Source organism: Pseudovibrio sp. M1P-2-3 (genome assembly GCF_031501865.1).
In the GTDB taxonomy this organism is placed as follows: domain Bacteria; phylum Pseudomonadota; class Alphaproteobacteria; order Rhizobiales; family Stappiaceae; genus Pseudovibrio; species Pseudovibrio corallicola.
The window spans coordinates 902,621-921,983 of the sequence record NZ_JARRCW010000001.1; the positions used below are offsets into that span (position 1 = coordinate 902,621).

Annotated in this window: 18 protein-coding genes and 2 tRNA genes; 6 read left to right on the plus strand and 14 right to left on the minus strand. The window is 47.6% G+C overall.

The window, feature by feature from the left end; genetic code table 11:
- Positions 1–92: 92 nt before the first annotated feature.
- Positions 93–1,127: a hypothetical protein gene (locus tag P6574_RS04150; RefSeq protein ID WP_310619126.1), complete on the plus strand. Its 1,035-nt coding sequence runs from the start codon at positions 93–95 to the stop codon at positions 1,125–1,127.
- 336 nt (positions 1,128–1,463) lie between these two features.
- Positions 1,464–2,633, plus strand: coding sequence for a hypothetical protein (locus tag P6574_RS04155; protein WP_310619127.1), 1,170 nt, complete (start codon positions 1,464–1,466; stop codon positions 2,631–2,633).
- 65 nt (positions 2,634–2,698) lie between these two features.
- Here P6574_RS04155 and P6574_RS04160 read toward each other — a convergent pair whose 3' ends face one another.
- Both P6574_RS04160 and P6574_RS04165 read right to left on the minus strand, forming a co-directional pair.
- Entirely contained in the window at positions 2,699–3,613 is a 915-nt protein-coding gene (locus P6574_RS04160; protein ID WP_310619128.1) for a PhzF family phenazine biosynthesis protein, read from the minus strand.
- Positions 3,614–3,788: 175 nt separating this feature from the next.
- Positions 3,789–4,268 (minus strand): GNAT family N-acetyltransferase, encoded by a 480-nt coding sequence (locus P6574_RS04165; RefSeq protein WP_310619129.1) that lies wholly within the window; start codon positions 4,266–4,268, stop codon positions 3,789–3,791.
- Positions 4,269–4,475: 207 nt separating this feature from the next.
- Here P6574_RS04165 and P6574_RS04170 point away from each other — a divergent pair, with 207 nt between their 5' ends.
- The gene (locus P6574_RS04170; RefSeq protein WP_310619130.1) at positions 4,476–5,951 is read left to right on the plus strand and encodes an SEL1-like repeat protein; all 1,476 of its coding nucleotides are present in this window, start codon (positions 4,476–4,478) and stop codon (positions 5,949–5,951) included.
- Between the two features lie 115 nt (positions 5,952–6,066).
- Here the strand turns inward: P6574_RS04170 and P6574_RS04175 are convergent, their stop codons facing one another.
- From P6574_RS04175 to P6574_RS04190, 4 genes are all read right to left on the minus strand, one after another.
- Positions 6,067–8,058, minus strand: coding sequence for an alkyl/aryl-sulfatase (locus tag P6574_RS04175; protein ID WP_310619131.1), 1,992 nt, complete (start codon positions 8,056–8,058; stop codon positions 6,067–6,069).
- 102 nt (positions 8,059–8,160) lie between these two features.
- On the minus strand, positions 8,161–8,610 hold the full coding sequence (locus P6574_RS04180; RefSeq protein ID WP_310619132.1) for a GNAT family N-acetyltransferase: 450 nt from the start codon (positions 8,608–8,610) through the stop codon (positions 8,161–8,163).
- A gap of 121 nt (positions 8,611–8,731) precedes the next feature.
- Entirely contained in the window at positions 8,732–9,751 is a 1,020-nt protein-coding gene (gene ilvC, locus P6574_RS04185; RefSeq protein ID WP_310619133.1) for a ketol-acid reductoisomerase, read from the minus strand.
- Positions 9,752–9,812: 61 nt separating this feature from the next.
- On the minus strand, positions 9,813–10,442 hold the full coding sequence (locus P6574_RS04190; RefSeq protein ID WP_310619134.1) for a TetR/AcrR family transcriptional regulator: 630 nt from the start codon (positions 10,440–10,442) through the stop codon (positions 9,813–9,815).
- A 287-nt stretch (positions 10,443–10,729) separates the two neighbouring features.
- Here P6574_RS04190 and P6574_RS04195 point away from each other — a divergent pair, with 287 nt between their 5' ends.
- The gene (locus tag P6574_RS04195) at positions 10,730–12,262 is read left to right on the plus strand and encodes a triacylglycerol lipase (RefSeq protein ID WP_310619135.1); all 1,533 of its coding nucleotides are present in this window, start codon (positions 10,730–10,732) and stop codon (positions 12,260–12,262) included.
- A gap of 181 nt (positions 12,263–12,443) precedes the next feature.
- Here P6574_RS04195 and P6574_RS04200 read toward each other — a convergent pair whose 3' ends face one another.
- The 3 genes from P6574_RS04200 to P6574_RS04210 form a co-directional block, all read right to left on the minus strand.
- A complete protein-coding gene (locus P6574_RS04200) occupies positions 12,444–13,193 on the minus strand; it encodes a pyridoxine 5'-phosphate synthase (protein ID WP_310619136.1) in 750 nt (249 codons plus the stop codon).
- 112 nt (positions 13,194–13,305) lie between these two features.
- Positions 13,306–13,878, minus strand: a complete 573-nt coding sequence (gene ilvN, locus P6574_RS04205; protein ID WP_310619137.1) for an acetolactate synthase small subunit — start codon at positions 13,876–13,878, stop codon at positions 13,306–13,308.
- Positions 13,879–13,897: 19 nt separating this feature from the next.
- Positions 13,898–15,667 carry an acetolactate synthase 3 large subunit gene (locus tag P6574_RS04210; RefSeq protein WP_310619138.1) on the minus strand — a complete coding sequence of 590 codons (1,770 nt, stop codon included), beginning with the start codon at positions 15,665–15,667 and terminating at the stop codon, positions 13,898–13,900.
- A 598-nt stretch (positions 15,668–16,265) separates the two neighbouring features.
- Here P6574_RS04210 and P6574_RS04215 point away from each other — a divergent pair.
- Together P6574_RS04215 and P6574_RS04220 are read left to right on the plus strand one after the other, a co-directional pair.
- A tRNA-Lys gene (locus tag P6574_RS04215) sits at positions 16,266–16,341 on the plus strand.
- Between the two features lie 51 nt (positions 16,342–16,392).
- Positions 16,393–16,468: transfer RNA gene (locus P6574_RS04220), tRNA-Lys, on the plus strand.
- Positions 16,469–16,647: 179 nt separating this feature from the next.
- On the opposite strand, the gene trhO is transcribed toward P6574_RS04220, so the two are convergent.
- From trhO to P6574_RS04245, 5 genes are all read right to left on the minus strand, one after another.
- Complete coding sequence (gene trhO, locus P6574_RS04225; protein ID WP_310619139.1) at positions 16,648–17,454, minus strand: oxygen-dependent tRNA uridine(34) hydroxylase TrhO; 807 nt, start codon at positions 17,452–17,454, stop codon at positions 16,648–16,650.
- A gap of 146 nt (positions 17,455–17,600) precedes the next feature.
- Positions 17,601–17,930, minus strand: coding sequence for a RebB family R body protein (locus P6574_RS04230; RefSeq protein ID WP_310619140.1), 330 nt, complete (start codon positions 17,928–17,930; stop codon positions 17,601–17,603).
- A 132-nt stretch (positions 17,931–18,062) separates the two neighbouring features.
- Complete coding sequence (locus P6574_RS04235) at positions 18,063–18,383, minus strand: RebB family R body protein (RefSeq protein WP_310619141.1); 321 nt, start codon at positions 18,381–18,383, stop codon at positions 18,063–18,065.
- Between the two features lie 85 nt (positions 18,384–18,468).
- Positions 18,469–19,008 carry a CDK5 domain-containing protein gene (locus P6574_RS04240; protein ID WP_310619142.1) on the minus strand — a complete coding sequence of 180 codons (540 nt, stop codon included), beginning with the start codon at positions 19,006–19,008 and terminating at the stop codon, positions 18,469–18,471.
- Positions 18,962–19,339, minus strand: coding sequence for a hypothetical protein (locus P6574_RS04245; RefSeq protein ID WP_310619143.1), 378 nt, complete (start codon positions 19,337–19,339; stop codon positions 18,962–18,964). The genes P6574_RS04240 and P6574_RS04245 overlap by 47 nt, the downstream gene beginning before the upstream one ends.
- Between the last annotated feature and the right edge of the window lie 24 nt (positions 19,340–19,363).

The following is a 19,363-nucleotide window of genomic DNA, read 5'->3' on the forward strand; positions in this document are numbered from 1 at the left end:
GAAATGGCTAGTTGGAGCCGTATTGACTCCAAGTCTTAAACCAGCGCAAACCGATAAATGGGTTCGCTACAATCAGTTATGGTAAAATACACATGTCCATTTTCAAAAACCTCTTTTCGGGTAAGATTTCAGAAAATCAAGATAATTTTGAATTTACGAGCTTTTCCGATATTCCTGTTTCAGAATTGCCCGAGGGAATTCGTATGGCGACCTATCGGGCTGCCGATTTCACTTTGCACAAGATTGAAGCAAAAATGATTGAAGATGGCCTGATGACACAGGAAGAATATGAGGGGCTACTGGAGGTACATCCTCTCGAAGACAATGTTTCGAATGCGATCTACCGTTCTCATATGGTCAGGTACGCTTATTATCAAGCCGTAGAAGAGGGTAGTTTTTCTGAACTACCTGCGGCATTAGAGAAAATTTATTTCGAAGCGACTGACAAGATTTGGGAAATTGAAAGATATTATTTTAGTGAGTTTGGTGCAGGGAGTGTTGAGTATCTTACGCTAGCTAACCAGTACGCTGGTGAACGAGGTGAGATAATTGCCGAACGAGATGCGATTGTGGAGGAGTATGGATACCAGAGCGGCCAGTTTGTCAATTTCATGATAGATCTCTACGACAACACGGGTGGAGATTTTGCTCGGTTTGAAACTCCGGATGGGCTTGAGATTGTGTACCTTCAGGGGGGAACAATGCTCACATTGAGAACTGAGGATGGATCCACCGTTATGTCTGTCAATCCAGAAACATTGGAACTTGAAGTATATGACGGTAGTGACATCGTGATTACTCCAGTTGATGGAAACCCTGAAATTCCATTTGATCCCGATAGCTTTGTACGTGATATCGACGATGAAACCTCTGTGGAAATCCCGACAGAGGCCATTATCATTGTGGAAGATAGCCCTCTCACTTTTGACCACTTTGACGACAGTGCGAGTGGGTTTACACGTGATAATGTTGGTGCAGTTGAAACCACTGAAATTAACCTTGATGATGCGCTAACAGTTGATGAGCTTCCTTTCGATCTTCCTGAACTTCCCGACTTCCCGTTTGGTGAGACATCAGTTGCAGATATTCCGGAGTTGGAAATCACAATTAGCGATGTGATCGCTTAAGCTACACATAGTTTTGAGTTCTAACCTTTTTCATCATGTAAAGTGTTTCTGAATTCAGTAGACCCGATATCGAAGGCGGAGTGCAGCTGGAAGTTTTTCTGTGAGTACTTCGCCTTTTAATAGCTGGCCATCTAATCAATTCCTCCCTGTTACAACATTTAAAGTTTGGTTGTGCATAATACAAATGCAATTAAATGGCGACAAGGTCAGCTCTGTGCAAGTTTCGGCGTTTCATATTATCAAATAATGTTTTGTTTAGCGGCACTATTAGGGTGCGGCTTCATATCCGTTTAGGGCTCTATGAGGGAGCTTTAAAGGACAGAAATTTTGGTGCCAATGTCTACGATCAATACAAGTATTCTCCAAAATCAGGCCGCTGTCCTGCTTCAGAGCCTCTATGTTAACCAGATCCAAAATACCTTGTTGGTTGAGGGTGGCAGCCAGTCAGTAGCTGACAAGACACTGGAAATCATATCGGGGCAAGATCTAGATACAAAAAAGAGCGAAGAAGAAAAACCTAAGACTGCGGTCGAAAAAATTCAGGATCTCGTGTCTGCTAAAGCCGATAAAACGGTCAATGATGCCAAGGCGCGTATTACAGATGTACTTCTTCAAGCGAAGCAAGATGCAGAATTGGAAGAGGTTCCTGAAGTTGAGGAGAACGCTCCCGAAGAACCTGAACTGGAGTTCGAATTTGATGGAGTACTCTATGATTCTATTGGGGGTATGTCCGAGGAAGTACGCCTAGCGTTTATTCGAGAGACACAGGCTGCATTCAGTGATGTTGAGCAGCAGTTGGCGTCGTTAACAGGTTTTGAACTAAAAGAGCCTCAAAAAGGTAATTACACAATCGGTGGTATAAATATAGCAAATTGGGAGCTGCCTGCACACGTTACAGAGCACTACTGGGGGGCTCGTTCCAGTGGTTCGTCCTTAGCGGGCGAATTAAGTCGTCTAGATGATGATTATGACCGTTTAATAGAATATTCAGTAGCTATTGGAAATTATTACGATAATGAATATGGGGCTGGTAGTGTTGAGGCGCTAACATTATCAAATCGTTTCTTTGATGATCGAGAACACATACTTGTGGAACGCGATTCTATTCTCGACAGTCATGGTTATGATAGTCAAGAATATATCATGTTTATTAGTAACCTAATGAAAGAGGCTCCGACTTCTTCGGGAGTACATGAACTTCCTGATGGCAGCATTTTGAGTTTTCGTGGAAATTCTCTCATGAGCTATACCATGCAAGTTGGTACTGAGAGTATATATTATACGTTGGAAAATGAGGGCGGCGAGCTAGCCCTAGTTGGGAATATGGACGATCTGGAAACGGATAGCGAGACAGCAAAGTATATCGCAGAAAAAGAGCAAAAAATGTTTACGGCATTGAGTGCGGCTTATAAAAATGAAGCCTTCATACTTCTAGAACGTACTGAGGTTCTAGGGATTGACAATTTGGAAGTTGACAAAAGTTCCTACGAACTCCGCTATGGCTAGCTATTAACGCTTAACCACGGTAATTGGCATCACGCTTTGACAGTCTTTTTACAACAAAAGCAGCTTTAAATATAAAGCTGCCCTCGACCGACGATTACTGCATTGCCACCTATTCTCTGGGCACGGATCTGGCCTTTTTCCATGTCGATTTCCAGATCGATTATGGAGGGGCGGCCCATTTCAAGGCCTTGTTCCACGGTGAACCTGTGGGTTCCGTCCAGAGGTTCATCGAAGCGGGCAATAGTGCCAGCGAAGGCGGCGGCGGCGGAGCCGGTTGCGGCATCTTCGGCGAAGGACCCGCTATCCGTATGTATCATTCTAGCATGGAAGTCGCTCTGGGAGTTGACCGTCTCTCTGCAGTAAATGAAAGCGTTGTTGTGGTCGTGAGAGCCGAAAGCTTCATTCCAATAGTTTGCATTGGGTTTGAGCTGCTCGACAACAGTGAGATCGCGCACCGGAATAAAAGCGAAGGGAACACCGGCATCCATGGTGCAGGGGCGGTGGTTCTCAAAACCGATTTCATTGAGTTCAATGCCAAGCGCTGCTGCGATGAGCTCATTGCTGCCAAGTGACATTGCAGGCTTTGCGAGAGAGGGAACATCAAACTCTGCATAGCTGATACCGCCCGTATTGAGCTTGACGCCGCAGCGGATGATGCCGACTTTTTCTTCCAGAACGATGACCGCGTCTTGAGGAGAGCTGATTTCGCCGAACCGCTCGCTGGCAAGAAGAGCCGCGCTGCCAATGGTTGGGTGACCGGCGAAGGGCATTTCAAAGATTGGCGTGAAAATGCGAAGGGAGGCGGTATGAAGCGGGTTTGTCGGCGGGCAGACGAATACGGTTTCCGATAGATTGAATTCTCCAGCAATTTGAAGCATTCTTTCGTCGCTTAATCCTTCGCTGTCCAGAACGACGGCCAAAGGGTTGCCGGAGAGTGCTTTGTCGGTGAAGACATCCAAAATCACATAATTTCTAGCCATTCGAATTTTGCATCCCTCATCGTATCTGTAGGCTTGTGCAGCTTTAGCCTTAGTGGTCTCACGTATCCCGATTACTGTCTAGTGGTTAGGTATGGGCTGGAGATTTTTGGTGCCCCAATTGGGGATAGGTTTGGATTTTCTTCTGCATTTAGTTGTTGCTCCCGTAAACAACAAATCACCTTGGTCTACTCTGGGGCTTTAGCTCATTTTCCATAAGTTTGATGGAGGGGGCATTTAGGAATGCGCTGGGGCGCTCTCCGGTTATTTTATAAGCGTGCTTAAGGTAGAAGTCTGCTGCGTAGCCATCAGATTCCAGCCTGATTTTTGGCTTCCCCATAGCGCTTGCCAGTGATTGTACGTGCAAAAGAAGTGACTTCCCCCATCCAGACCCATGGGCACTTGGTTCGATGAAGAGATGGTCCAAAAGAAAGCAATCTTTTTCCTCGCGCAGCATAGCGAAGCCTTCAATTATTGTTTGGTTGAGGGCAACAACAACCGTATTCTCCGCAATATCATCGGGGGTGACTTTCCAATGCTTGCGGAAAATCTCCATATCTTCCTCTGCGTAGCCCCAAGAGGCTTTTGCCCGGTGGAGAATACCTGTCAAAATAGGGGCATCATTTTGCTGCGCTTGGCGAATATAACGTTTAGGCAAAAGATCTACTCCATACACATCAAACAGCTACTTATATCCTCAAAAGACCTGCTGACCTTATCTGGTGCTTAAAAACTGACACATTTTTGTGTTTGATTGAAGTGAGCACCCCAGCTTTTGTCGGGATTAGACCCTATCGGGAAAAGGTGGAAGGATGCAGTGGTAGATCAGGATGCACTGTCCTTTCTCACGTTAAATTATAATTTTATGACGATAGGAACAGGGCAGCTCATGCGTTCCAGCGCAATTCTGTTGATGGCTACTATGCCATTTTGGGCAATCGAACCAGCATCCTCCTCTTATCATGAGGCAAACTCTGATTTCGCAGATACCCAAAAAGGGACTGTACAGGGGAAGTCGGCCCGTTTGGGTGGTAAACCTCTTCGGGAAGATTGGGCAAAGGAGCTTGGGTATGCGGCTGTAATTCCTCGCCTCTCCATTGAGGCACGTGCAGGTGATGCAATGGCTCAGTTTCGCCTCGGGATTGCCTATGAGTTGGGACAGGGCGTCACGCGGGACATATCAAAAGCGATAGAACTGTACACACAGGCTTCTAGCCGCGGCATTAGTGCGGCCTGGACCAATCTGGCTAACATTTACAGTATGGGAAAAGGTGGGCATCTGGATCTGGAAAAAGCCCGCGATTTATACCTGAAATCTGCTGAACTGGGGGACTATTGGGCGCAAAACAACCTTGGGCTTTTATATCTTAAGGGTCAGGGTATTCCACAGGATCTGGACGAAGCTTTCTATTGGATTTCAGAGGCATCGAAAGCAGGATTGGTACAAGCCAAACTGAATGAGGCGGCTATGTATCGCCAGGGGCAAGGTGTGCCGACAAGTGCGAAAAAGGCGAGAGAAATCTACGCAAATGCTATCACGGAAGGCTCCATTGAAGCGCATGTACCTTTAGGCGAGCTTTACGAGTTTGGTGAGGGCGGTGAACGAAATCTGAAAGTGGCCATTCAACATTACAAGATAGCGGCGGAAGCCGGAGACCCGACCGGCCTGTATTATATGGGGACCCTTTATGAGGAAGGGGCCGGAGTGGAGCGTGATTCCGATAAGGCGCTCGGGTATTTTATGACAGCGGCAGATCACGGCTTTGCTCTCGCACAGTATACTCTTGGTCGTTATTACTTGAATGGAATTGGGGTACCTCATGATCCAGAAAAGGGGATAGACCTTTATTTCATGGCGGCAGACCAAGGTTTGGGGCCTGCTTTGAATGATCTGGCGGTGATGTACGAGTTTGGTGAATATCTAGAGAAGGATTACGAATTAGCCTTGAAGCTGTATGAAAGCGCTGGCCCTTCATACCCTCTTGCCTATGCAAATCTCGGCTTGATGTATTTGAACGGGTATGGGGTGGAGAAGGACAATAAAGCCGCAGTGGCGTTGTTTCAAAAAGCGGCTGACAATGGGGAACCGCAGGGAGATGTGCTGGTTGGAAAAGCATATTTGGAAGGGCTTGGTATAGAAAAAAGCTCTACCAAGGCATTTGAACGGTTTGAAGCGGCTGCTGAAAAGGGAGACCCAGAAGCGTTTCACCTTATAGGGTGGTGTTTTGAGACAGGGCAGGGAACCCGTAAGGATTTGAAGCAAGCTCTGTATTTTTACAAAATAGCGGCTCAAGGCGGCGTTGAGGCGTCCAAAAAGGCTCTTTCAAGACTTGGTGAATAGGAGCCCTAAACATCCCTATAGGGCTTCTTGGTGATACTTCACTGCTGTAAATTGTTGTTTTTTGCGTATCTCAGTCCAAGGACCGGTGCTCACTTTTCGGCGATACGCTGTAGTTCTACTTGGCTGGCATTGGTACTGGCGTGACAATATTGAACCAGAAATCGAATGTATCTAGTGAATCAATCAGTTGAAGTAAGCCTTCTTCACTGCCATCAATAACAATCTTTTTCTGGCTCAGGGCATCGGAGAAGGTGATTTCTCCAAGAAGAATGTCGTCAATGATTGTTCTTGTGGTGGTAATTGTTCCATCCGGCTTATCGCTCTGAGCCTCTTCAAGGTGGCTGAGTGCCGAATTACTCAATTCCATGACATAGTTTTGATTGGTGTCTGTGAATTTCCAGTTATATGTCAAGTTTAGTCCGGTTACCTTATCGGCGTTGACCCTTAGCGCAAAGTAATCGAAGACCAGATCCAGTCCCATGGAGCGGATTGTATCGGGGCTAGCGGTATCTGGAGCTTCTGCCTTTTTCACGCCATCGCGCAATTCTTGTGCTCCGGTTAAATAGAAGTTCCTCCAAGGCCCAGACTCAGCTTGATACCCCAACTGCTCCAATGCATCTGCCTGCAAGTTCTTTGCCTGTGTATTTTGCGGGTTGGAGTAGACTAGGTGGTTGAGAACCTGAACAACCCATCGGTAATCACCTTCCTTGAAAGAGTATTGAGCCTTTTTGATGAGCTCATCCTCTCCTCCCATAAACTCTACATATTTGCCACCTGCAACGCGTTCAGGGTAGTTATGCAGTGTGGCAGGGTTTCCATTAAACCAGCCAAGATACTTCACATAGGTTGATTTGGCATTGTGATTCACAGAGCCATAGTATCCGCGGGCAGACCAAGTTTCTTCCAGACCTTTTGGCATTTTGAGCATCTCGGCGATCTCGGTCATATGAAAGCCGTGGTTCGCAAGCCTGAGAGGTTGGTCATTGATGAAACGGTATAGATCGCGCTGGGAAGTAAGGTGCTTGAGAATATTCGGCGTGTCGGTAATCGACCAGTGATGGGGAGCAAACAGGACTTTTGTTTTTTTGCCAACGCTATGAATTGCTTGATTAATATACTTGGACCACGCAAGGGAATCGCGAATTCTGGCTCCACGTAGGGAGTATGTGTTGTGCAAGGTATGTGTGGCGTTTTCCGCCATGCACAAAGCTTCCAGTTCGTCTATATAAAACATCATTTCCGATGGAGCTTCACTGTCCGGGGTAAGGAAAAAGCGAAAGCTCAAGCCGTCTATGGTGATTTGTTCTTCATCCTGCTTAATTGTGTTGGTGGGGGGGATAAGAGTAATGGTGCCTGACGAAGTGGTCGGGCCAAGGCCTGCCCCCACTTGTCCCTCTGGTCCTGGGTACAACAGGTTTCCATACATATAGCTTGCGCGCCTGCTCATGGCATTTCCAGCCATCACGTTTTCCGAGACAGCGCTGTTCAAAAAGCCGGAGGGTGCATAGATTTTAGTAAGGCCATCTACAACATCCTGTTCGTCGATAACGCCTCGCACGCCACCATAATGGTCCACATGTGAATGGGTGTAGATAACTGCTACCACGGGTTTTTTTGGTCTTTGAGTAAAGTAGAAATCGAGAGCGTACTTAGCGGTTTCCTTAGAGATTAAGGGATCAACCACAATGATACCCGTATCGCCTTCAATGAAAGTGATATTGGAAAGATCGGCAGCGCGGACTTGGTAGATGCGATCGGAAACCTTGAAGAGGCCTCCCATCATAATTAGTTGCGCTTGTCGCCACAGGCTTGGATTAACGGAGGTGGGGGCGATTGAACCTTGTTTTATAAAGCTGAACTTTTTGAAATCATAAACAACCTGTCCCTTGTCGTTTTTAACGACGCCCTCATGGGGAAGAGGGGCGATAAATCCATTCATCGCCTCAACAAAGCTCTGCGTATTGCTGAACGGCAAAGTTTGAATGAGCTCTTCATATGCTCTTTGCGTGAATTTGGATGCAGGCTTGGGTTGTGCGATAGCTTGTGAGACAAGACAAGGGAACACAACTAAGGTGAGCGCACAAATACGGAAGAAAGCCTGCTTCATTTTTTGAAACCTCCACACACAACGTGTGAGAGGTTAGAGGCGAAGAGCTAATGCTAAATAAACTGGTTTGGCCAATAAAGGACTGAGGTTAAGGAAGGTCAGCTACGTGCAAGCGCTTTGCGATTGTTCCATTAGCCTATTGTAAATGTCTTGATCCACCCGCTCCATATAGATTTCTGGTTTATCCAGCGACTGAAAACCAAACTGCTCGTAAAGGCCGTGGGCGTCTCTTGTGGCAAGGTTCATTCTGCGGATATTTTGAAGCTGGGGGTGATCCATAATCGCCGCCATTAGAAGTTTGGATATGCCTTTCCCCCGCGCACTTTCATCAATAAAGACATCTGCTAAATAGCCGAAGGTTGCATAGTCAGTGACAAGGCGGGCAAAGCCCACTTGTTTGCCAGTATCGTCAAAAGCTCCGAAGCAAAAAGAGTTTGCAATGGCTTTTTCAAAGATGTCACGCGGGAGGTTTTGAGACCAGTAGGCGCGCTTGGAAAGGAAGTTGAAGATTAAATCCAGATCAAACAGAGATTTGTCTGTTGAAATTTTCAATTGAGTACTCCCGAAGTTTTAATTGGGACTTGAATGCAGCCCTTTGCCTCTTAATAAAAACAAAAAAGCCCGTCAAGTTTGACGGGCTTTTCGATCTCTGGAAGGAGATATTCGCTTGTGATTAGTTCTTTTCTTTGTCTACAAGCGCACCGGATTTGATCCAAGGCATCATTTCGCGAAGTTTCGCGCCAACTGCCTCGATCTGGTGTTCGTCGTTCAGGCGGCGTGTTGCTTTAAAGCGAGCCTGACCTGCTTTACATTCCTGCATCCAGTCGGATGTGAATTTACCGTTCTGGATTTCATCGAGAACACGCTTCATTTCTGCTTTTGTTTCAGACGTGATGATGCGTGGACCTGTCATGTACTCGCCCCATTCCGCTGTGTTGGAGATGGAGTAGTTCATGTTGGCAATGCCGCCCTCATAAATCAGGTCAACAATGAGCTTCACTTCATGCAGACACTCGAAGTAGGCCATTTCAGGGGCGTAACCAGCTTCAACAAGTGTCTCAAAGCCAGCACGGATCAGCTCAACCAAGCCGCCACACAAAACAGCCTGTTCACCGAACAGGTCGGTTTCACACTCTTCGCGGAAAGTTGTTTCAATGATACCGGAGCGGCCGCCGCCAACACCTGATGCATAAGATAAAGCCAGATCAAGTGCGTTACCGGTTGCGTCCTGATGGATAGCAACGAGGCAAGGAACACCGCCGCCTTTTTGGTATTCGCCGCGCACTGTGTGGCCCGGGCCTTTTGGAGCGATCATGACGACATCAACAGAGGACTTTGGCTCGATGAGGCCGAAGTGAACATTGAGGCCGTGAGCAAACGCAATAGCAGCGCCATCACGAATGTTGTCTGCAATGCTATCCTTGTAGATTTCAGCCTGAAGTTCATCAGGAGTTGCCATCATCATCAGGTCAGCCCAAGCGGCAGCATCTGCAACGGTTTTCACTTCAAAGCCATCAGCTTCAGCTTTGAATTTTGTTGTAGAACCTTCACGCAGAGCAATAACGATTTCTTTGGCACCGCTATCTTTCAGGTTCATGGCGTGGGCGCGGCCTTGTGAGCCATAGCCGATAATCGCTACTTTTTTTGCCTTGATCAGATTTGTATCTGCATCACGATCATAATAGACACGCATTGAACTTCCCCTTTTATGTGTCAAACCCGTTGCAAACTGTGGTTTGGCAGTATGTTGTTCCCTAAGCTCCGTAGAGCTTCATAAATTGTGCAATAGCACGATGTGCTGCTGCGTTGAAATCTGTTTCCTCAATCTTCAAACTGTCCCCCAAGAGTAGACGAAGGTGAAGATCCCGTAAAATCAGACCGTATAAATCCTGATAGGCGGTTCTTGTATCGGCTGCCTGCAAAAAACCCGCATCTATACCGCGTTGAAGTATGCTGGTTACAGCTTTTCCAATACGGCCACGTCCGTGCTCTTGAAGGAGAGAGCCAAGCGAGGCATCACCTTTACTGGTGCTGCTTACAGCCAGACGGTTGAGTGCTATGGAAACCTCTCCAGACACCACCGCCAACAGGTCGTGGGCAAATTTCTCCAGCTCCTGCGTGAACTGGAGGAGTGTGAAGTCTCTAGCAGGCAGGCCCGGCGCATAAACCTTGCTGGCTTGCCGTGCGACAATAGCTGCCAGCAACCCGTCCCTATCACCAAACCATTTATATAAGCTTTCTTTTGAACAGCCAGCTGAGCGGGCAATGGCGGATGTGGTTAGAGCCTTTTCTCCCCCAGCCACCAAAAGCTGAAGAGCACTGTCCAGAACCGCCTTTTGGCGAGTCGTCAGGTTTTGCGTCTTCTCGTGATTCGGTGTGCCCACAGCTCTATCCACTAAATAATACTCAGTACCGTACGGTACGGTACTTGTAGCTCCCGCTGAGTTTTTGGTCAATAGAAATTATTCATTTTGCCTTGCAGTAAAAATTTGTGCTTTGCAATATATATTTAAATCTTTAAGTTTAAATATTATATTTTTCACAGTTTTAAAAGTAAAAGTTGCAAATATCTACTAGTAATATACCTAGTTTTAACTAGACAAAAATATTTGTTGTTTCCTTTGTGGACTTTTGTCTAATGGTCTCTTCCTTAATATAGTTTGGAGGGACTATGCCTTTATTTGAATATAAAGATGAAGATGCTTTGGGGCTTGTAACCGACGCAATGGATTTGATGCTCTACAGCTATCATGGACTGGATGATGCTTTAGGGGATGCCTATGAGGAAAATGGGATTTCTCTTGGCACGGTTTGGGGCGCCCTTTGGGGAACATCCGATGAAGCAGGCTTACTAAGCGGGGAGAGCGAAGAAGCTGCGTTGGAGAAAATCGAACAGAAAGGGTGGACGGTTTTAACAGCAGAGGACCTTGGCTATGAAGGGGCACGTGTTGACCATAATGGCACGTTCCAGGGAGAAACTTTCAAGTTCAAGGATGCTCAAGCCGATGTTCTGGCTCAATATGATGAGAACGGAAACATCACTCAGATCGGTCTGGCTTTTCGTGGCACCACAGGAACTTTAGATAATATTGTTTCTGACTCCATTGGGGATGTCATCGATTATCTGGAGTTCTTGAAGGACGAACCCCACTATGTTGAAGAGGCATTCGGAGAACTTCTCACTTCCTTGAAAGGGTTTATGCTTGATAACGGCCTGAGTGCCAGTGATCTTGTGGTAACGGGGCACTCTTTGGGTGGCGGTGCAGTGTTGAACATGGCCGAACAGAGCGATCAGTTTGATGATGGTTTCTTTGTTGATGCCAACTACATCAGCTTTGCAGGGCACTATACGCCGGAAGACGGTTCTTCTGTTCTTTCCAACGGGGCGGAGATATTTAGTCTGGATTTGGAGAATGATCCGGTTCCCTCAGCGATTTCCGAGGATGGGGTTGATATTACGGGGAACGACACAGACTATGAGTATGATACGAGCAACATTGTGTTGTTCAATGATCTCTATGATACGCCCCTATATTGGGATGGTGGCAACCTGCTGAACTTGGCTACATGGTCCGCCCATTTGCCGTTTAGTTATTCGACTGTGTTTGAAGCGATCAGCGCCTCAGCGTTTTATGGGGAGATGGACAGGGATAGTGTTGTTATTGTCTCTGGCCTGTCCGATGAAAAACGCGGTGATACCTGGGTTGAGGATATCAGTATCCCATTTGACCATACCGGTCACTATGGTGATGACGCCTATATTCTGGGCTCTGAATATGATGATCTTCTGCGTGGAAATGATGGTGATGATGCTCTGGAAGGTTTTGCCGGAGATGATCACCTGAAAGGCGGAAAAGGGAAAGATCGACTGCTTGGCGGAGATGGGGATGACATTCTGCAAGGTGGAAATGGTAGAGACCACCTCTACGACGGGGATGGTAGTGACTACTTGATTGGGGGGGACGGTGTTGACACCTTCTACTTCGGTGACGATGGGGATACCGATCGAATTGAAGATTTTGAGTACGGGGTCGATCTCATTGACCTGAGCGCTGCCGGTATAGCATCATTCGATGAGCTTGCGATTACTCAAGATAGTATCTGGGACCCAGTTATTATCAAGTATGGTGGCGACACCTTGAAAGTGGAAGGTGACTGGCTCATGAAAAGCGACTTTAGCGAGAGCGACTTTATTTTCGCTTAAAGCGTGTTCCGTTTGATTGAATTCAATCAAGCGATATGAACTCGCTCGAAAAGAAAGAAGTTAGAGCGCTAGGCGTGAATGAAAATGAATGCAACGTGCTTTAAGCTTTAAGTGGTGGCACAGGAAAGGGGCATAGTGTCCCTTTCCAATTTTTATATCCCAGTAACTGGTCGGTTTTTCGTCACAGCTCACCAAGAGCTTGCCGGTAACGCTGCACACTTTGGGTGAAGCCATAGACAAGCGCATCTGCCGTAAAGCCGTGGCCTATGGAAACCTCGGTGATGTAGGGAGCTCGAACGATAAGTGCTGGAATGTTACTGACTGTCAAATCATGGCCGGCATTGACTTCAAGACCTGCCGCCTTTGCTGCTTCTGCAGTAAGTACAACCAAATCCAGTTCATCGAGCTCTTTTTGCTTGTCATCGAAGCATGCGCCGTATGGACCTGTGTAGATCTCAATGCGGTCGGCTCCGGTCTTTGCAGCAAGACCAGCTTGCTCGGGCGAGGGGTCTACAAACAAAGAGGTGCGGACACCCCAGTCCTTTGCTGTTTTAACAATATCGGACAAAAGGCTGGCATGTTCAGTAAAGTCCCAGCCGTGATCTGATGTGGACTGTTCCGGGTCATCCGGCACGAATAGCACTTGTGCAGGGCGTGTTTTTTCCACCAGATCCAGAAAATCCCGCGTGGGGTAGCCCTCAAGGCAGAGCTCTTTGCCCGGATGCTGGTTTTTTATGAGAGTGGCCAGATCAAAAACATCAGTTTTACGAATGTGCCTTTCGTCGGGGCGTGGATGGATTGTAATTCCTTTCGCCCCCGCTTGCATAGCAATGCTTGCAAGTTCGGTTACGCTGGGCCAAGGCAAATCGCGACGGTTGCGTAGCATGGCAACGGCATTCACGTTTACTGAAAGGCGGCTGGTTGTTGTCATTTATAATCCTTAGAAGACGGAAACAGCGGCTCCTTTAAAAAGAGAGCCGCTGTTATAAATTAAAGCAGAATATAGATAAAGCCGAGAGTGTTTCGACCGTTCATTTTATTTTTTACAGTCCTTGGGGGCCGCGATTGAGAGCTGCGACACCGGTTCTGGAAACTTCAACCACTCCCAGCGGGTGCATGATTTCTATAAACTGTTCGATTTTGTTGGAACGCCCCGTGATTTCAAAGACGAAGTGATCAGTTGTTGCGTCGATCACGGTAGCTTTGAAGGCTTCACCTAACCGCAGTGCTTCCAGTCGCTTTTCGCCTGCACCCTTCACCTTAACAAGCGCCAACTCGCGCTCTAGGGGCTTGTCCTGTTTGAAACGCCTTGCGGCGACAGTCAGGTCGCGCACTCTGTGAACAGGCACCAGCCGGTCAAGCTGGTGGCGAATTTGTTCAATGGTTTGCGGCGTACCCGTTGTGATTATGGTAATGCGAGAGAGGTGCCTTTCCTGCTCGATCTCCGAAACACTCAGGGCCTCAATGTTGTATCCACGGCCAGAAAATAGGCCAATAACACGGGCTAGGACACCGGGTTCGTTGTCGACGACCACTGATAGGGTGTGCGTTTCTTCCTTTTCGCTTACCTCGGCCAAGAAGTAGGCGGATAGGGCATCAACGTTTTGTGCGTTCATAATTTAAACCTCCCATCGCTTACACAAGCGCTTTACCTTCTTTGCCGATAGCGTTGGCAACAGCTTCATCAGTTGCTTCATCAGGAAGCAGCATTTCATTATGTGCTTTACCCGATGGAATCATTGGAAAGCAATTGGCAAGTTGAGCGACACAGCAATCGAACAGGACCGGTCCCGGTGTTTCGATCATTTCCTGAATTGCGTGATCCAGTTCATGAGGCTTTGTCACCCGAATGCCTTTTGCGCCATAGGCCTCTGCCAGTTTGACAAAGTCGGGCAGGCTGTCGGTGTAAGAATGGGAAAGCCGGTTGCCATGCAGCAACTGCTGCCACTGCCGAACCATACCCATGTAACTATTGTTCAAAATAAAAGTTTTGGGAGCTAAGCCATGCTGGACTGCGGTCGACATTTCCTGAATATTCATCAAGATCGAAGCATCTCCGGCAACGTTAATGCATAAGGAATCCGGGTTTGCCACTTGCGCGCCGATTGCCGCAGGTAGTCCGTAACCCATTGTCCCGAAGCCTCCAGATGTCAAGAAGCGGTTCGGCTCTTCAAAGCCTAGGAACTGGGCGGCCCACATCTGGTGTTGGCCTACCTCGGTTGAGATGTAGTAGTCCTTGCCTTTAAGTGCTTCACTAAGACGCTGCAAGGCGAACTGGGGCATGATAACCGATGAATTTTCCTTGTAGGCCAAGCAATTGCGCGCGCGCCACTGGTTAACCTGAGCCTTCCACTCCTGAACCTCTTTACGCATCTTCATGTTAGAGGAGCGCCAGACACGGATCATGTCTTCCAGCACATACCCAATATCGCCAACAATCGGGATGTCCACATGGACAACCTTGTTGATGGAGGAGGGGTCTATATCAATATGTACTTTTTTGGAGTCTGGCGAGAAAGCATCCAAACGGCCAGTGATGCGGTCATCAAACCGCGCCCCAATGCAGATCATAACGTCGCAATCGTGCATTGCCATGTTGGCTTCATAGGTGCCGTGCATTCCCAACATGCCGAGCCATTCAGGGCCGGATGCGGGATAGGCGCCCAGACCCATCAAGGTGGATGTCACAGGAACACCGGTCATTCGTACCAGTTCCCTCAGGAGCTGGCTGGCAGCCGGGCCGGAGTTGATGACGCCGCCACCTGTATAAAATACGGGCTTGCGTGCAGTGGAGAGCAATTGGACTGCTGCGCGTATGGCGTTCAAGTCGCCTTTCATAGGCGGGTGATAGCTTAGGTGCTGGGACGGGTTAGGTTTGCGGCTTTCATATTTGCCTGTTGCGAACTGAACATCCTTTGGAACGTCTACAACAACAGGGCCTGGGCGACCACTGGTTGCCACGTAAAAAGCTTCATGAAGAATGCGAGGCAGGTCTTCGATACGTTTAACCAGCCAGTTGTGCTTGGTACAAGGGCGCGTGATCCCCACTGTGTCACACTCTTGGAAGGCATCCGTACCAATCAAATTGGTTGGAACCTGACCTGTTATGCAGACAAGAGGAATGGAATCGAGCATGGCATCAGTCAGCGCGGTAACCATATTAGTAGCGCCCGGACCTGAAGTCACAAGGGCGACACCTGCTTTTCCGGTACTGCGTGCATACCCTTCGGCGGCATGTCCTGCCCCTTGTTCATGGCGAACGAGGATGTGTTCAATATCATCCTGCTGGATCAGCTCATCATAAATTGGCAGCACCGCACCACCTGGATAGCCAAATACATGCTTAACGCCCTGATCCCGAAAGGCTTGGAGAACCATTTCCGCGCCTGTCATCTCCCGTTCCATATTTCAGTCCTTGTCCTGTATTCGCCCGAAAAGGCTGCTCATCGACATTCATTCGGCCAATAAAAAAGGAGCCCTCTAGGCTCCTTTGCGCGTCAAACCGTTCCGAGTGGCCTATTCCACTCCGGCGACGCGCATTCCCACCACGATAAGAAGTACAGATTTTTTCATCTAATATCTCGTGAAGCTCAAAAAGCTTCACTCTCCTTTAATCACAGTTTTCACGCGCCAGATCATGCCGGATTGGCAACTTGGCAGTTTGATTCTGGGGGAAATTAATCAGTAAGGGGGAAAGAGGTCAACCCCCTTGTCGATTATTACCTATAATATTTACCTAAAGAACTAATATTACGTAATTTTAATAGTTGCGTTCACTTTGTTCTTTTGTGAGGTTTTGGGAAGTTTTCGCGTAGCAGTGGGAGAGGGCGTATATGGATGATTTTAACACGCCAAAATTGTGATAATCCTTCTCTATCTCTTTATGGGATATGTTTTAGACACCATGATTTTTCTTTTCCCCAGAGCAATTGAAAATAATTCGAAACGGCACTTGCCAACTGCGCCGAGCGTGGATATACAGCCGCCATCGCTTCGGCGCTGAGGGTGTATAGCTCAGTTGGTAGAGCAGCTGACTCTTAATCAGCCGGTCCTGGGTTCGAATCCCTGTGCACCCACCATTTGGTAGGTGAGGATTGTTGAAGTGATAAGCACCTCTTTTGTGAGGATGTGAGCCCGTAGCTCAGCTGGTAGAGCAACTGACTTTTAATCAGTAGGTCCACGGTTCGAACCCGTGCGGGCTCACCATTGTTTTTCAATGGTGATTTTATAATCCAAGATCGTCTTTCCCAACTCTTTGAATATAATTAAAACCGGATCTGATGCTTAGGCATTGGTATGCGTTTTGAATTTGTACACGTTGTTACCTCTTCTTTTCAGATACGGAAAAGGGGGAGCTTGGTTGTGTCCCCCCTTTTGAGTGTTGGTTAGCTGCTACGGCTTTTTTCTTGATTGATCATATACTCAGAGAGGACGTCCTTTGTTTTTTCCGGGAGGTCGTGTCCCCAGCCTGCCTCTAAGCTATGGTCTACTGAAACACGATCATCAAAGACAAAGCACTCGCCTTTCCATAGACTCTCGTTCTCTGGTATTTTCTCTAGGTAGTTTAGAATTCCGCCTTGTAGGTGGTAAACTTCTTCATAGCCTTCTTCCAGCATCAAGGCTGAAGCTTTTTCGCAGCGAATGCCCCCAGTGCAGAACATAGCTATTTTCTTAGATTTGTTGGGTCCGTTTACTTCTTTTGAGTTTTTGACCCATTCAGGAAACTGTTGGAAGTTCTGGGTGTCCGGATCAACGGCTCCCTTGAACGTCCCGAGAATAGTTTCATAGTCATTGCGTGTATCAATGACCACGGTGTCGGGATCGCTGATGAGTTTGTTCCACTCCTCAGGAGGGACGTAGGTTCCCACTTTACTATTGGGATCAATGCCGTCCACTCCCATGCGAACGATTTCAACTTTTAGGCGCACTCTCATGCGGCGAAATGGAATGCGCTTCGCCCAAGATTCCTTATGGGAGAGGTCGCTAAGGCGTGGATCACTTTGTAAGTGTGCTAGAAGTTTTTTAACGGCCTCCTCCTCGCCGGAAACGGTGCCGTTTATGCCTTCTTTCGCAAGAAGGATACTCCCCCGTATGCCGAGTTCTTCACAGAACGCGTGGAGGGGGGCTTTCATGTTTTCAAAGTCTTTAAGCTCTACAAATTTGTAGAGCGCAGCTACAAGATAAGATGTCATCAGATTTCATATGGGGGTTATGGGTGTGTCTTGCTCTGGAATATAGGGGGATTGAACTTGATATTCCAGTAATTCAGGATGGAAAGACAAAAACAAACCCTCTTCGGGTGGGCCGAAGAGGGTTTGCGGGTCGTGGGGTGGAAGTGTTATCTGCCGCCGCCGAATGAATTTAGCACTGTCAACAAAGTGGACAGATTATCAGCAGTTCCGCTTTGGGCGACTTTTTCAGTTGCTCCAGCCCCTGCCATGGTGTCCATGGAGTAGATCTGCATAACGCCCTGGTTTGTAGCTGCTTGAGCTAGAGTGTTTTGCTGTTGGGATGCGGAGACGGCGTTCTCAAAAAGAATGCCGGTTGAGTGGGCCATGCTTTGGAAAATACTTCCCATAGCCATGGCGGGAGCTTCGCCAACCACTTTAACATTTGACTGGGTGACTGCATCCGTGATCATCGGGTTGACGGTTGTCGGATCTGGCATGGTTTTCTCCGTAGTTTCGGGTGGGTGATGGGTTTAGGTGGTTAAAGGGGTGGTGCACCCAAGATGGAAGCCTGCCCTTTGAGTAATTTTTATAATGAAAGTGACTAGTAATGCTGAGAGATACAGCTACGCTTAGGTGAATGAATTCAATACAGTAAGAAGGGTAGCCAAGTTATCTGACTCGCCACTCTGGCCAACTTTTTCGGTCGCACCAGCGCCCGCCATTGTGTCCATTGAATAAATCTGCATGACACCTTGATTAGTGGCGGCTTGCGATAGGGTTGTTTGCTGCTGGGCAGCTGAAACAGCATTTTCAAACAAAATTCCGGTTGAGTGTGCCATGCTTTGGTAAATACTACCCATGGCCATAGCTGGTGCTTCCCCGACGACTTTCACGTTGGCTTGCGTTACGGCGTCAGTAATCATTGGGCTGACGGTTGTAGGATCCGGCATTTTAAACCTCCAATAAAGCTACCTGTCATTAGGTGTTTACAGTGTTAATGACGAAAATTTATATCAGTTGTGAAGTTGTTATTAGCTATTTGTTCTCTTTATTTTCAATTATACTTTTTAATTGAGAAGTAAGTGGTGCAAGGCTGCTGTTTATAACTGAGTTTACTTCTGATTGAATAACTTTGCGGAGTGCGTCGGCTACTTGCTGTGGTGTCACGCTGCCCGAATAGGTTGGACTATTCGGGGGGTGTTGAGCTGCATTTGCTTGCGTAGCTTGGGTGTTGGTTTGAGGTGGATTGCTGAAACCAGACAGGGATGAGGTGAGGGTGCTGACCTCTCGCTGGACATCCGCAGATATTTGTTTAACGCTCTGCTCAACCTTGGTCATAGTTTGATGGGCGGCCTGCGCAACTTCCGTACTGGCTTTGTCTAAGTCGCTTTGCTGCTGTTTTATCTCTGCAATGACCTTTTTGAAATCTGGTATCTGTTGCTTGAGATTCAAAAACTCCTGTGTTGTCTCGTCGATTTGCTTTTGGGCGGCTTGTGCTGTTTTTTGAAGGGCGGCCGCCGCTTGGTTTCTATCGACGTCCTCTGCAGTTGCTGGTTGGTCTCCCTTTGCATTCATGATCTCTCTCCGTACATTTAACCTGTTGGTCTCTATCTGTTTTTACAGTTTCAAGTATTTCGGTTTCAGTTGAAATGTCGCTCTCGCAAACTTCGCTGGCTTGCTCTTTTGAAGTGCAGGTTGTGTCATCACTGCTGTTCAGGCTTAATAGTATTGCTTCCGCTTTGATGAGCGCACCGCGTGCCTGATTTAGATGCCATGGGATGGCTGATATCTGCGGGGCAACGCGGTGCGTTGGAGTGTCTTCTGACAGGATTTTACGCCAACGTTCTAGGTGAAGGAGTGTGACTTCATCCAACTCCTCGCGAATATAAGAAATATCTCGTTCCATGAGGCTCTCCTGAGCTATTGGAGG